Origin of the sequence: Pseudomonas putida (assembly GCF_001636055.1) — a bacterium.
In the GTDB taxonomy this organism is placed as follows: domain Bacteria; phylum Pseudomonadota; class Gammaproteobacteria; order Pseudomonadales; family Pseudomonadaceae; genus Aquipseudomonas; species Aquipseudomonas machongensis.
On sequence record NZ_CP011789.1, the window covers coordinates 1,338,995 to 1,353,172 of the forward strand.

General features: G+C 57.0%; 8 protein-coding genes, 2 tRNA genes and 3 rRNA genes. 12 read left to right on the forward strand and 1 reads right to left on the reverse strand.

The genetic code is table 11. The features are described 5' to 3' along the window. Positions 1-2: 2 nt before the first annotated feature. The 11 genes from pssA (at position 3) to AB688_RS06090 (ending at position 11,954) form a co-directional block, all read left to right on the forward strand. Positions 3-854: a CDP-diacylglycerol--serine O-phosphatidyltransferase gene (pssA, locus tag AB688_RS06040; RefSeq protein WP_054892580.1), complete on the forward strand. Its 852-nt coding sequence runs from the start codon at positions 3-5 to the stop codon at positions 852-854. 78 nt (positions 855-932) lie between these two features. Further along, positions 933-1,946, forward strand: coding sequence for a protein-methionine-sulfoxide reductase catalytic subunit MsrP (gene msrP / locus AB688_RS06045; protein WP_063542786.1), 1,014 nt, complete (start codon positions 933-935; stop codon positions 1,944-1,946). Then, positions 1,946-2,548 carry a protein-methionine-sulfoxide reductase heme-binding subunit MsrQ gene (gene msrQ, locus AB688_RS06050; protein ID WP_063542788.1) on the forward strand — a complete coding sequence of 201 codons (603 nt, stop codon included), beginning with the start codon at positions 1,946-1,948 and terminating at the stop codon, positions 2,546-2,548. The genes msrP and msrQ overlap by 1 nt, the downstream gene beginning before the upstream one ends. A gap of 515 nt (positions 2,549-3,063) precedes the next feature. Further along, a 16S ribosomal RNA gene (locus AB688_RS06055) occupies positions 3,064-4,600 on the forward strand. 76 nt (positions 4,601-4,676) lie between these two features. Further along, positions 4,677-4,753, forward strand: a tRNA-Ile gene (locus AB688_RS06060). 6 nt (positions 4,754-4,759) lie between these two features. Next, a tRNA-Ala gene (locus AB688_RS06065) sits at positions 4,760-4,835 on the forward strand. A gap of 222 nt (positions 4,836-5,057) precedes the next feature. Continuing rightward, a 23S ribosomal RNA gene (locus AB688_RS06070) occupies positions 5,058-7,950 on the forward strand. Between the two features lie 133 nt (positions 7,951-8,083). After that, positions 8,084-8,199, forward strand: a 5S ribosomal RNA gene (gene rrf, locus AB688_RS06075). Together the 16S, 23S and 5S rRNA genes with 2 tRNA genes alongside form the textbook arrangement of a ribosomal RNA operon. A 192-nt stretch (positions 8,200-8,391) precedes the next feature. Further along, entirely contained in the window at positions 8,392-9,051 is a 660-nt protein-coding gene (locus AB688_RS06080; protein WP_063542790.1) for a paraquat-inducible protein A, read from the forward strand. After that, positions 9,038-9,661, forward strand: a complete 624-nt coding sequence (locus tag AB688_RS06085) for a paraquat-inducible protein A (RefSeq protein WP_063542792.1) — start codon at positions 9,038-9,040, stop codon at positions 9,659-9,661. The genes AB688_RS06080 and AB688_RS06085 overlap by 14 nt, the downstream gene beginning before the upstream one ends. After that, complete coding sequence (locus AB688_RS06090; protein WP_054895093.1) at positions 9,654-11,954, forward strand: PqiB family protein; 2,301 nt, start codon at positions 9,654-9,656, stop codon at positions 11,952-11,954. Before AB688_RS06085 ends, AB688_RS06090 begins: the two co-directional genes overlap by 8 nt. Before the next feature lie 117 nt (positions 11,955-12,071). Here the strand turns inward: AB688_RS06090 and rpsT are convergent, their stop codons facing one another. Further along, on the reverse strand, positions 12,072-12,350 hold the full coding sequence (rpsT, locus tag AB688_RS06095; RefSeq protein ID WP_029614579.1) for a 30S ribosomal protein S20: 279 nt from the start codon (positions 12,348-12,350) through the stop codon (positions 12,072-12,074). A gap of 253 nt (positions 12,351-12,603) precedes the next feature. On the opposite strand from rpsT, the gene murJ reads away from it, so the two are divergent. Further along, the gene (gene murJ / locus AB688_RS06100) at positions 12,604-14,142 is read left to right on the forward strand and encodes a murein biosynthesis integral membrane protein MurJ (RefSeq protein WP_054895094.1); all 1,539 of its coding nucleotides are present in this window, start codon (positions 12,604-12,606) and stop codon (positions 14,140-14,142) included. The last annotated feature ends 36 nt before the right edge of the window (positions 14,143-14,178 follow it).

Sequence of the window (14,178 nt, forward strand, 5' to 3'; positions counted from 1 at the left end):
TCATGAGCGAACGTCCCGAAGAGCCGAACAAGCCCTCCGACGCCGAAAGCCTGCTACCTGTCGATGAGCATGTTGAGGAAGGTCACGACGCCGAAGGGCGCAAGGTCCGGCATCGCGGCATCTACTTGTTGCCCAACCTCTTCACCACCGCCAACCTGTTCGCCGGTTTCTACTCGATCATCAACTCCATCAGTGCGCAGAGCGCCCTGAGCGCAGGCGACCCGCGCGAGGCGAGCAAGTACTTCGCCTTCGCCGCTATCGCCATCTTCGTCGCCATGGTTCTGGACAGCCTCGATGGCCGTGTGGCGCGGATGACCAACACGCAGAGCGCCTTCGGTGCCGAGTACGACTCGTTGTCGGACATGGTTGCCTTCGGTGTGGCGCCGGCACTGCTGGCCTTTGGTTGGGCATTGGGTGACATGGGCAAGGTCGGCTGGATGGTCGCCTTCATCTATGTGGCCGGCGCAGCGTTGCGTCTGGCGCGTTTCAACACCCAGGTCGGCACCGCCGACAAACGCTACTTCATCGGTCTGGCCAGCCCGGCTGCCGCAGGTGTGGTGGCGGGGACCGTCTGGGCCTTCAGCGACTACGGTATCCAGGGCTCGAAACTGTCGTTCCTGGTGGCGCTGCTGGTGGCGGCTGCAGGCATGCTGATGGTCAGCAATATCAAGTACAACAGCTTCAAGGAGCTGGATCTCAAGGGGCGCGTACCTTTTGTTGCGATCCTGGCCGTGGTGCTGGTGTTCGCCGTGGTGTTCAGCGATCCACCACGGATTCTGCTGCTGATCTTCCTCGGCTATGCGGTTTCAGGCCCAGTGCAGTACTTGCTGCGCGGTCGTCGTCGCAAAGTCTGAAAAAAGATTTAATGCTGGAATAACTCTCCGGCTCCATAGTCTTACTGGTACATCCGCCACCAGTGCTGTGGAGCCGCCATGCTCATCAAGCTTCCCAAGTCGTCCGATTGCAACGAATCGGACGTTACCCCCGAAAGTGTCTATTTCTCTCGCCGCTCTGTATTGGGTGCCTCTCTAGCCGGGTTTGCGTTGGGCGCTTTGCCCGTGCTCGGCCAGGCCGCCGAGGCTTCACGCTATGCTGACGTGGAAGCGGGTTCGACACCTGGCTGGTTCAAGGACAAGCTCGGTGCGACGCGCTGGCAGGCCGTGACGGTCAAGGATGAGGCAATCACGCCGTTCAAGGACGCTACCCACTACAACAACTTCTACGAGTTCGGACCCGACAAGGGCGACCCGGCGGCCAATGCCGGTAGCCTCAAGACCGAACCCTGGAGCGTGGTGGTCGATGGCGAGGTCGGCAAGCCTGGGCGCTACGCGCTGGAAGATTTCGTCAAGCCCCTGCAGCTTGAAGAGCGCATCTATAGGCTGCGTTGCGTCGAGGCCTGGTCGATGGTCATCCCCTGGCTGGGCTTTCCGCTGTCCGAGGTGCTCAAGCAGGTCGAGCCAACTTCCAAGGCTCGCTATGTGCGTTTCGAAACGCTGCAGGACCCCAAGAGCATGCCGGGCCAACGTTCGGGCTTTGCCCTGATCGACTGGCCTTACGTGGAAGGGTTGCGCCTGGATGAGGCGATGAACCCGCTCGCGATCCTGGCGGTTGGCATGTATGGGCGCGAACTGCCCAACCAGAATGGAGCACCACTGCGTCTGGTGGTGCCATGGAAGTACGGGTTCAAGAGCATCAAGTCGATCGTGCGCATCAGTCTGGTGGCCGAGCAACCGAAGACCACTTGGCAGGGGCTGGCGCCGAACGAGTATGGCTTCTATGCCAACGTCAATCCTCAGGTCGATCACCCGCGTTGGAGCCAGGCGCGTGAGCGGCGGCTGCCCAGTGGCCTGTTCAGCCCCAATGTGCGAACCACTCAGATGTTCAATGGCTATGAGGAGGAGGTTGCCTCTCTTTATAGCGGTCTCGATCTTCGGAAGAACTACTGATGCGTTATCCCTGGTTTCGCTTGGCGATTTTCATCGTTGGCTGCCTGTTTCCGGCCTGGTGGTTGTATGAGGCGGCTACGAACCTGCTTGGGCCGGATCCGGGGAAAATTCTGGTAGACAGGTTGGGGCTCGGTGCGCTGGTGTTCCTGCTGGTGACCTTGGGCATGAGCCCTCTGCAGCGTCTGACGGGGTGGGGTGGTTGGATCGTCGCGCGGCGACAGCTCGGATTGTGGTGTTTTGCCTATATCGTCCTGCACATGACGGCCTATATGGTCTTCATCCTTGGGCTCGACTGGGGGCAGCTTGGCGTCGAGTTGCGCAAGCGACCTTATATCATCGTCGGGGTTATCGCCTTCCTGGGGCTGCTGGCCTTGGCGGTGACCTCCAACCGTTATAGCCAGAGACGGCTCGGTGCGCGCTGGAAGAAGCTGCACAAACTGGTCTATGTGATTCTCGGCCTGGGCTTGCTGCATTTCCTGTGGATTGTGCGTTCGGACCTGCAGGAGTGGGCTATCTATGCCGGGGTAGGGGCGCTGCTGATGGTGATGCGGGTCCCACCGGTATGGCGGCGGGTGCCTCGTCTGATAGGCCGGCGCGCTTAAGCTTTTCATTCTTATCGTTTTTTTGAAATAAAAGGTTGACGGCCTCTCAGATTCCCTTATAATGCGCCCCACTTCCGCAGCAAACGGAACGCAAAACTTCTTGTTAATCAACGAGTTAAGCGATTTCGGCAAGGCGTGAAGGGCTTCGGTCACCTGATCGGCAGCGGTGAAAAAGGCAGTTGACAGCATCTTCGAGTGCTGTATGATTCGCCTCCCGCTACGAGAGATCGCAGCGAGTCAAGTGTTTGAAGCTAAACGAGTTTCTCGCGAAAAACTTCAAAATAAACGCTTGACAGCCAATGAGGAAAGCGTAGAATGCGCGCCTCGGTTGAGACGAAAAGCTCTTAACCAACCGCTCTTTAACAAATCGAATCAAGCAATTCGTGTGGGTGCTTGTGAGTACGGACTGATAGTCGCCAAGATTATCAGCATCACAAGTGGCCATGCGAGAAATCACATAGTCATTTGAGATTGCTGAGCCAAGTTTAGGGTTTCTTAAAAACCCAAGCAGTATTGAACTGAAGAGTTTGATCATGGCTCAGATTGAACGCTGGCGGCAGGCCTAACACATGCAAGTCGAGCGGATGACGGGAGCTTGCTCCTTGATTCAGCGGCGGACGGGTGAGTAATGCCTAGGAATCTGCCTGGTAGTGGGGGACAACGTTTCGAAAGGAACGCTAATACCGCATACGTCCTACGGGAGAAAGCAGGGGACCTTCGGGCCTTGCGCTATCAGATGAGCCTAGGTCGGATTAGCTAGTTGGTGAGGTAATGGCTCACCAAGGCGACGATCCGTAACTGGTCTGAGAGGATGATCAGTCACACTGGAACTGAGACACGGTCCAGACTCCTACGGGAGGCAGCAGTGGGGAATATTGGACAATGGGCGAAAGCCTGATCCAGCCATGCCGCGTGTGTGAAGAAGGTCTTCGGATTGTAAAGCACTTTAAGTTGGGAGGAAGGGCAGTAAGTTAATACCTTGCTGTTTTGACGTTACCGACAGAATAAGCACCGGCTAACTCTGTGCCAGCAGCCGCGGTAATACAGAGGGTGCAAGCGTTAATCGGAATTACTGGGCGTAAAGCGCGCGTAGGTGGTTCGTTAAGTTGGATGTGAAAGCCCCGGGCTCAACCTGGGAACTGCATCCAAAACTGGCGAGCTAGAGTATGGTAGAGGGTGGTGGAATTTCCTGTGTAGCGGTGAAATGCGTAGATATAGGAAGGAACACCAGTGGCGAAGGCGACCACCTGGACTGATACTGACACTGAGGTGCGAAAGCGTGGGGAGCAAACAGGATTAGATACCCTGGTAGTCCACGCCGTAAACGATGTCAACTAGCCGTTGGAATCCTTGAGATTTTAGTGGCGCAGCTAACGCATTAAGTTGACCGCCTGGGGAGTACGGCCGCAAGGTTAAAACTCAAATGAATTGACGGGGGCCCGCACAAGCGGTGGAGCATGTGGTTTAATTCGAAGCAACGCGAAGAACCTTACCAGGCCTTGACATGCAGAGAACTTTCCAGAGATGGATTGGTGCCTTCGGGAACTCTGACACAGGTGCTGCATGGCTGTCGTCAGCTCGTGTCGTGAGATGTTGGGTTAAGTCCCGTAACGAGCGCAACCCTTGTCCTTAGTTACCAGCACGTTATGGTGGGCACTCTAAGGAGACTGCCGGTGACAAACCGGAGGAAGGTGGGGATGACGTCAAGTCATCATGGCCCTTACGGCCTGGGCTACACACGTGCTACAATGGTCGGTACAGAGGGTTGCCAAGCCGCGAGGTGGAGCTAATCTCACAAAACCGATCGTAGTCCGGATCGCAGTCTGCAACTCGACTGCGTGAAGTCGGAATCGCTAGTAATCGCGAATCAGAATGTCGCGGTGAATACGTTCCCGGGCCTTGTACACACCGCCCGTCACACCATGGGAGTGGGTTGCACCAGAAGTAGCTAGTCTAACCTTCGGGAGGACGGTTACCACGGTGTGATTCATGACTGGGGTGAAGTCGTAACAAGGTAGCCGTAGGGGAACCTGCGGCTGGATCACCTCCTTAATCGAAGACATCAGCCTGCTGATGAGCTCCCACACGAATTGCTTGATTCATTGTGAAGACGATCAAGACCCTATATAGGTCTGTAGCTCAGTTGGTTAGAGCGCACCCCTGATAAGGGTGAGGTCGGCAGTTCAAATCTGCCCAGACCTACCAATATGCGGGGCCATAGCTCAGCTGGGAGAGCGCCTGCCTTGCACGCAGGAGGTCAGCGGTTCGATCCCGCTTGGCTCCACCACTTACGCTGTACCTTGATCAGAACCTAGAAATGAACATTCGTTGATGAATGCTGATTTCTGGCTTTTGTCAGATCGTTCTTTAAAAATTCGGATATGTGATAGAAATAGACTGAATGCCAGTTTCACTGCTGGTAGTTCAGGCTAAGGTAAAATTTGTGAGTTCTCACGAATTTTCGGCGAATGTCGTCTTCACAGTATAACCAGATTGCTTGGGGTTATATGGTCAAGTGAAGAAGCGCATACGGTGGATGCCTTGGCAGTCAGAGGCGATGAAAGACGTGGTAGCCTGCGATAAGCTTTGGGGAGTCGGCAAACAGACTGTGATCCAGAGATCTCTGAATGGGGGAACCCACTCAGCATAAGCTGAGTATCTTGTACTGAATCCATAGGTGCAAGAGGCGAACCAGGGGAACTGAAACATCTAAGTACCCTGAGGAAAAGAAATCAACCGAGATTCCCTTAGTAGTGGCGAGCGAACGGGGACCAGCCCTTAAGCTGGGTTGAGATTAGTGGAACGCTCTGGAAAGTGCGGCCATAGTGGGTGATAGCCCCGTACACGAAAATCTCTTGCCAGTGAAATCGAGTAGGACGGAGCACGAGAAACTTTGTCTGAACATGGGGGGACCATCCTCCAAGGCTAAATACTACTGACTGACCGATAGTGAACCAGTACCGTGAGGGAAAGGCGAAAAGAACCCCGGAGAGGGGAGTGAAATAGAACCTGAAACCGTATGCGTACAAGCAGTGGGAGCCTACTTTGTTAGGTGACTGCGTACCTTTTGTATAATGGGTCAGCGACTTATATTCAGTGGCGAGCTTAACCGAATAGGGGAGGCGTAGCGAAAGCGAGTCTTAATAGGGCGCTTTAGTCGCTGGGTATAGACCCGAAACCGGGCGATCTATCCATGGGCAGGTTGAAGGTTAGGTAACACTGACTGGAGGACCGAACCGACTACCGTTGAAAAGTTAGCGGATGACCTGTGGATCGGAGTGAAAGGCTAATCAAGCTCGGAGATAGCTGGTTCTCCTCGAAAGCTATTTAGGTAGCGCCTCATGTATCACTGCTGGGGGTAGAGCACTGTTTCGGCTAGGGGGTCATCCCGACTTACCAAACCGATGCAAACTCCGAATACCAGCAAGTGCCGAGCATGGGAGACACACGGCGGGTGCTAACGTCCGTCGTGAAAAGGGAAACAACCCAGACCGTCAGCTAAGGTCCCAAAGTCATGGTTAAGTGGGAAACGATGTGGGAAGGCTTAGACAGCTAGGAGGTTGGCTTAGAAGCAGCCACCCTTTAAAGAAAGCGTAATAGCTCACTAGTCGAGTCGGCCTGCGCGGAAGATGTAACGGGGCTCAAACCATGCACCGAAGCTACGGGTATCACCTCTGGTGATGCGGTAGAGGAGCGTTCTGTAAGCCTGTGAAGGTGAGTTGAGAAGCTTGCTGGAGGTATCAGAAGTGCGAATGCTGACATGAGTAACGACAATGCGAGTGAAAAACTCGCACGCCGAAAGACCAAGGTTTCCTGCGCAACGTTAATCGACGCAGGGTTAGTCGGTCCCTAAGGCGAGGCTGAAAAGCGTAGTCGATGGAAAACAGGTTAATATTCCTGTACTTCCAGTTATTGCGATGGAGGGACGGAGAAGGTTAGGCCAGCCTGGCGTTGGTTGTCCAGGTTTAAGGTGGTAGGCTGAAATCTTAGGCAAATCCGGGATTTCAAGGCCGAGAGCTGATGACGAGCGCTCTTTAGAGTGCGAAGTGGTTGATACCATGCTTCCAAGAAAAGCTCCTAAGCTTCAGATAACTGGGAACCGTACCCCAAACCGACACAGGTGGTTAGGTAGAGAATACCAAGGCGCTTGAGAGAACTCGGGTGAAGGAACTAGGCAAAATGGCACCGTAACTTCGGGAGAAGGTGCGCCGGCGAGGGTGAAGGACTTGCTCCGTAAGCCCATGCCGGTCGAAGATACCAGGCCGCTGCGACTGTTTATTAAAAACACAGCACTCTGCAAACACGAAAGTGGACGTATAGGGTGTGACGCCTGCCCGGTGCCGGAAGGTTAATTGATGGGGTTAGCGCAAGCGAAGCTCTTGATCGAAGCCCCGGTAAACGGCGGCCGTAACTATAACGGTCCTAAGGTAGCGAAATTCCTTGTCGGGTAAGTTCCGACCTGCACGAATGGCGTAACGATGGCGGCGCTGTCTCCACCCGAGACTCAGTGAAATTGAAATCGCTGTGAAGATGCAGTGTATCCGCGGCTAGACGGAAAGACCCCGTGAACCTTTACTATAGCTTTGCACTGGACTTTGAGCTTGCTTGTGTAGGATAGGTGGGAGGCTTTGAAGTGGGGACGCCAGTTCTCATGGAGCCATCCTTGAAATACCACCCTGGCAACCTTGAGGTTCTAACTCAGGTCCGTGATCCGGATCGAGGACAGTGTATGGTGGGTAGTTTGACTGGGGCGGTCTCCTCCCAAAGAGTAACGGAGGAGTACGAAGGTGCGCTCAGACCGGTCGGAAATCGGTCGTAGAGTATAAAGGCAAAAGCGCGCTTGACTGCGAGACACACACGTCGAGCAGGTACGAAAGTAGGTCTTAGTGATCCGGTGGTTCTGTATGGAAGGGCCATCGCTCAACGGATAAAAGGTACTCCGGGGATAACAGGCTGATACCGCCCAAGAGTTCATATCGACGGCGGTGTTTGGCACCTCGATGTCGGCTCATCACATCCTGGGGCTGAAGCCGGTCCCAAGGGTATGGCTGTTCGCCATTTAAAGTGGTACGCGAGCTGGGTTTAGAACGTCGTGAGACAGTTCGGTCCCTATCTGCCGTGGACGTTTGAGATTTGAGAGGGGCTGCTCCTAGTACGAGAGGACCGGAGTGGACGAACCTCTGGTGTTCCGGTTGTCACGCCAGTGGCATTGCCGGGTAGCTATGTTCGGAAGAGATAACCGCTGAAAGCATCTAAGCGGGAAACTTGCCTCAAGATGAGATCTCACTGGGATCTTGAATCCCCTGAAGGGCCGTCGAAGACTACGACGTTGATAGGTTGGGTGTGTAAGCGCTGTGAGGCGTTGAGCTAACCAATACTAATTGCCCGTGAGGCTTGACCATATAACACCCAAGCAATCTGCCTTGCAGATTGTGGTGGTGAAGACGAAACGAACCGAAAGTTCGAAGCGACCCACAAAGATCACATATCCGAATTGGCTAGCGTGTCTGCAAGGACGCACTGGCAACCGAATTTCTTGACGACCATAGAGCATTGGAACCACCTGATCCCATCCCGAACTCAGCAGTGAAACGATGCATCGCCGATGGTAGTGTGGGGTTTCCCCATGTGAGAGTAGGTCATCGTCAAGATTCATTTCGCAAAACCCCTATCTGCGCGAGCAGGTAGGGGTTTTGTCTTTTCCGCGATCAAGAGCCGGCAGCATTCGCTGCCGAGAGCAAGCAGGTGGCCGACACCATTCGTAACCGCCTTTGCAAAGCACCATCTCCCACATTTCGACTCTGAACACTAGAATAGAGCCGACTTTCCTATCAGAACTCCCTATGTCCAACCCTGCCGATCCCGAAGCGCTGGCCAGCCTGCCGCTGGAAGACCTCGTGGCTTGTCACGAGTGTGACCTGCTGCTGCGCAAGCCTGTGCTGCAGCATGGCGAGAAAGCCCAGTGTCCGCGCTGTGGCTACGAGCTCTATGCGCATCGTTACAATGTCGTCAATCGCAGCCTCGCGCTGGTGCTGACCGCGCTGTTTCTTTATATCCCGGCCAATTTCCTGCCTATCATGCAACTGCACCTGCTCGGCCAGACCGCTGACGACACGGTGTGGAGTGGTGTTCTGGGCCTGTACAACTCTGAAATGCGTGGCGTCGCCATTGTGGTGTTCCTGTGCAGCATGGCTATTCCGTTGCTCAAGCTGCTGTGCCAACTCCTGGTACTGCTGAGCATTCGCCTGAATATCGGTCGTGGTCATGGCCTGTTGTTCTATCGCATCTATCATCACCTGCGGGAGTGGGGGATGCTCGAGGTGTACTTCATGGGCGTGCTGGTAGCGATCGTCAAGCTGGTCGACCTGGCGCAACTGACCGTCGGGCTCGGTTTGTTCTGCTTTATCAGCCTGTTGCTGGTGCAGGTCTGGCTGGAGGTGGTGATGTCGCCGCATCAGATATGGGTAGCGCTCTCCGGGGAGGATACCCATGCGGGCGATTGATGCCGGTATCCTGGTCTGCAACGAGTGTCACGAGCTCAATCGCCAGGCGCCGGGCAGCGACTCGCAGGCCTGCACTCGTTGTGGTGCCATCGTGCATGCGCGTCGCCCCAACAGTATCGTGCGCACCTGGGCGCTGCTCGTCACTGCGATGATCCTGTACATCCCGGCCAACCTGCTGCCGATCATGACCGTCAGCACCTTGGGCCAGGGCAGCCCGGACACCATCATGTCCGGGGTCATCACCCTGATGAAGCACGGCATGCTGCCCATTGCCGCGGTGGTATTCATTGCCAGTATTCTGGTGCCGACCTTCAAGCTGGTGGGCATTGGCCTGCTGCTTTACTCGGTGCAGCGTCATCAGCCGCTCTCGGCCCGGCAGCGGATCCTGATGTACCGCTTTATCGAATTCATCGGTCGCTGGTCGATGCTCGACATCTTCGTCATCGCCATTCTGGTGGCGGTGGTGAATTTCGGTCGCATCGCCAGTGTCGAAGCCAACCTGGGCGCCGTCGCCTTTGCCAGTGTGGTGATCCTGACGATGCTTGCTGCTTTAACTTTCGATCCCCGACTGATCTGGGATAACACGGAGTCGGACGACGACCATGAGTGACTTGCCAACGGCCAAAACACGCCCAGCCTCGAACTGGTCGGCCATCTGGATTCTGCCGCTGATCGCCCTGATGATCGGGGGCTGGCTTGCCTGGCAGGCCTATCGTGACGCTGGCGTGGAGATTCAGGTTCGTTTCGAAACCGGCGAGGGTATCGTCGCCAACAAGACCGAGGTGATCTACAAGGGTATGTCGGTGGGCAAGGTTACCAGCCTGGTGCTGGATGCCGAGGGCAGCAATACGGGTGTGATCGCCACCATCGAGATGAACAAGACGGCCGAGCCGCACATGAATAAAGGCACGCGCTTCTGGCTGGTCAAGCCGAGCGTCAGCCTGGCTGGGATCTCCGGGTTGGAGACACTGGTTTCCGGCAACTACATCGCCGTTGATCCAGGGCAGGGCGAACCTACCCGTCGCTTCACCGCACTGGCCGAGGCACCACCGCTTTCTGACAAGGAGCCCGGCCTGCACCTAACGCTCAAGGCCGAGCGCCTGGGCTCGCTCAATCGTGAGAGCCCGGTGTTCTACAAGCAGATCCAGGTGGGCAAGGTAAAAAGCTATCGCCTGTCAGACGACCACGGAACGGTCGAGATCAAGCTGTTCATCGAGCCTGAATACGCTGGTCTGGTGCGCAAACACACGCGTTTCTGGAATGCCAGCGGCATCAGCATCGATGCCAATCTGTCGGGCGTCAAGGTGCGCAGTGAATCGCTGTCGAGCATCGTGGCTGGCGGCATCGCCTTCGCTACTCCAGAGCATCGCAAGGACAGCCCGCCCACCGATCCGAGCCTTCCGTTCCGTCTCTATGAGGACTTCGAGGCAGCTCAGGCTGGTATCCGCATCAAGGTGCACCTGACCGATTACGAAGGCCTGCAGGCTGGACGTACCCCGGTGATGTACAAGGGTATCCAGGTGGGCTCCATGAAAACGCTGAAGATCGATGATGGCCTCGATGGCGCCATGGCCGAGCTCACGCTGGACCCGCTGGCCGAAGACTACCTGGTGGAAGGTACCCAGTTCTGGGTGGTCAAACCGTCCATTTCATTGGCGGGCATCACCGGCCTGGAGGCGCTGGTAAAGGGTAACTACATCGCCATTCGTCCGGGTGAGAAAGGCGCGCGACCGCAGCGTGAGTTCGAGGCCAGAGCCAAGGCGCCACCGCTCGATCTCAAGGCGCCGGGCCTGCACCTGGTGTTGTTCGCTGACACGCTCGGCTCGCTCGAGGTAGGTAGTCCGGTAACCTATCGCCAGGTCAAGGTCGGTAGCGTGCAGAGCTACCAGTTCGCACGCAACAGCAAGCGTATCCTGATTGGTGTCCATATCGAGAAAGAGTATGCCGGCCTGGTGAACGGTTCGACGCGCTTCTGGAATGCCAGCGGTATCACGCTCACTGGCGGCCTGTCGGGTATCAAGATCAAGAGTGAGTCGTTGCAGACCCTGATGGCCGGAGGCATCGCTTTTGACACGCCGCAGCAGAACGTGCCGCTCAAACGACACATTCCACGTTTCCGCCTGCTGGAGAACGAGGAGGCAGCCAACCGTGCCGGCACTCTCGTGACCATCCGTGTGGAGCGTGCCGATGGTCTCAAGCCCGGTACGCCGATCCGCTTCCGTGGCCTCGACGTAGGCAGCATTGAAAGCGTCGACCTGACCTCCGATCTGCAGGCTGTGCTGCTGCGTGCGCGGATCACCGATGCTGCGGACCGCATTGCCCGGGCAGGCACGCAATTCTGGGTGGTGAAGCCGGCATTCGGACTGGTGCGCACAGAGAACCTGGATACCCTGATCGGCGGCCAGTACCTGGAGGTACAGCCGGCATTGAAGAGCCAGGGCCCGCAGCGGGATTTCATCGCCTTGCCCGAAGCGCCGGAGGTGGTCGGTCAGGAAGTCGGTCTGCCGCTGACGTTGAGCGCCTCACGTCGTGGTTCGATAAAGCCGGGTGTACCAGTCACCTACCGTGAAGTACAGGTTGGCAAGGTCACGGGCTACGAACTGGGGCAGAGTGCGGATCGGGTGTTGATCCATATTCTGATCGAGCCACGTTATGCCGCCTTGGTACGGGGCGGCAGCCGCTTCTGGAACAGCAGTGGTTTCGGCTTTGACTGGGGGCTGTTCAAGGGGGCCACGGTGCGAACCGAATCGCTGGAAACCCTCATCGATGGAGGGATCGCCTTTGCAACGCCGGATGGCGAGCAGATGGGCAATCCCGCGCGGCCGCAGCAGACCTTTGCCTTGTTCGATAAACCGGATGATGCCTGGTTGCAGTGGGCGCCGAAGATCCCGGTGGGCAAGTAGCAATGAGTCCAGGGCCGCTTATCGCGGCCCGGACTTCTGGGTTGCCTGTCGATGGCCAGCTAAATCGCAGGCAACAAAAAACCGACCCTAGGGTCGGTTTTTGTTAAAGCGCGTCGCTTAGGCAGCTGCAGCTTCTTTCAGCGCCTTGATGTGGCCATTCAGACGGCCTTTGTGGCGAGCAGCTTTATTCTTGTGGATGATGCCTTTATCGGCCATGCGGTCGATTACAGGCACAGCCAGAGTGTAAGCAGCTTGCGCTTTTTCGGCGTCTTTAGCGTCGATGGCCTTGACTACGTTCTTGATGTAGGTACGGACCATGGAACGCAGGCTGGCGTTGTGGCTGCGACGCTTCTCAGCCTGTTTTGCACGTTTCTTGGCGGAAGGTGTGTTGGCCACCGTCGAGCTCCTCGAAAGACTTTTGGGTAAATAGCAAACAAATAAGGCCGCGAATCATGCCGATGAGTCGGACGGATGTCAAGGCCAGTTGCAAGGATCTGCCGAGTGGCATGTGTGCGCGGAAGGAGAGATTCCTTTCTACGCAACGACCTGTAAACTCGGGAGTTTTTGGCACCCCTGCAAAGAAGCGGGATTATCGCACATCCGGGCGTCATCTGGCAGCGCTCTCAAGTCCCAGGCGTAAAACTTTTCGATGAACCTGCTCAAATCCCTGGCTGCAGTCAGCTCCATCACCATGATTTCGCGGGTGCTGGGTTTCGTGCGCGACACCATTCTGGCGCGGGTCTTCGGCGCCGGCATCGCCACCGACGCCTTCTTCATTGCCTTCAAACTGCCCAACCTGCTGCGGCGTATCTTCGCCGAGGGCGCGTTTTCCCAAGCCTTCGTGCCGATTCTTGCCGAATACAAGACCCAGCAGGGCGAGGAGGCCACGCGTACTTTCATCGCCTATGTCAGTGGCCTGCTCACGCTGGTCCTGGCTCTGGTCACTGCCCTGGGCATACTCGCCGCGCCCTGGGTGGTGTGGGTCACGGCCCCCGGCTTTGTCGACAGTGCCGAGAAATACGAACTCACCACCGCACTGTTGCGGGTGACGTTTCCTTATATATTGCTGATATCCCTGTCGTCGCTGGTCGGGGCGATCCTCAACACCTGGAACCGCTTCTCGGTGCCGGCCTTTACGCCGACCCTGCTGAACGTGGCGATGATCGCCTTCGCCGTGTTCCTCACCCCCTATTTCGACCCGCCGATCATGGCCCTGGCCTGGGGCGTGCTGGCGGGGGGGCTGGCCCAGCTGCTGTACCAGCTGCCAGCCTTGAAGAAGATCGGCATGCTCGTGCTGCCACGGCTGAACCTGCGCGATACGGGGGTATGGCGCGTGCTCAAGCAGATGCTGCCGGCGATCCTCGGGGTGTCGGTGAGTCAGATCTCGCTGATCATCAACACCATCTTCGCCTCCTTCCTGGTCGCCGGTTCGGTTTCCTGGATGTACTACGCCGACCGCCTGATGGAGCTTCCTTCCGGTGTGCTGGGGGTAGCCTTGGGCACCATTCTTCTGCCGACCCTGGCCAAGACCTACGCCAACAAGGACCGTGAAGAGTATTCGCGGATCCTCGACTGGGGCCTGCGCCTGTGCTTCCTGCTGGTGCTGCCTTGCACCCTGGCCCTGGCGATCCTCGCCGAGCCGCTGACCGTGGCGCTGTTCCAGTACGGCAAGTTCACCGCCACCGATGCCGCCATGACCCAGCGCGCACTGATCGCCTATTCGGTCGGTCTGCTGGCGATCATCCTGGTCAAGGTGCTTGCGCCCGGCTTCTACGCGCAGCAGAACATCCGTACGCCGGTGAAGATCGCCATCTTCACCCTGGTCTGCACGCAATTGTTCAACCTCGCCCTGATCGGCCCGCTGCAACATGCAGGTCTGGCCCTGGCCATCAGCCTGGGGGCCTGCCTCAACGCCGGGTTGCTGTTCTGGAAGCTGCGCAGCCAGGGCCTGTTCCAGCCCCAGGCCGGCTGGATGGTATTCCTGCTCAAGCTGGTACTGGCGGTGGCGCTGATGTCTGGCGTGCTGCTGCTGGGCATGCACTTCATGCCAGCCTGGGAGCAGGGCAACATGCTCGAGCGTTTCCTGCGCCTCGGCGCATTGATCGGCGCGGGTGTGGTGACCTACTTCGGGTGCCTGTTCCTGTGCGGTTTCCGCCCTCGGCACTTTGTCCGCAAGGCGCTGCACTGAGGTCGGGGCAGGGCCAGGCGTCGGTTTTTCGCATTC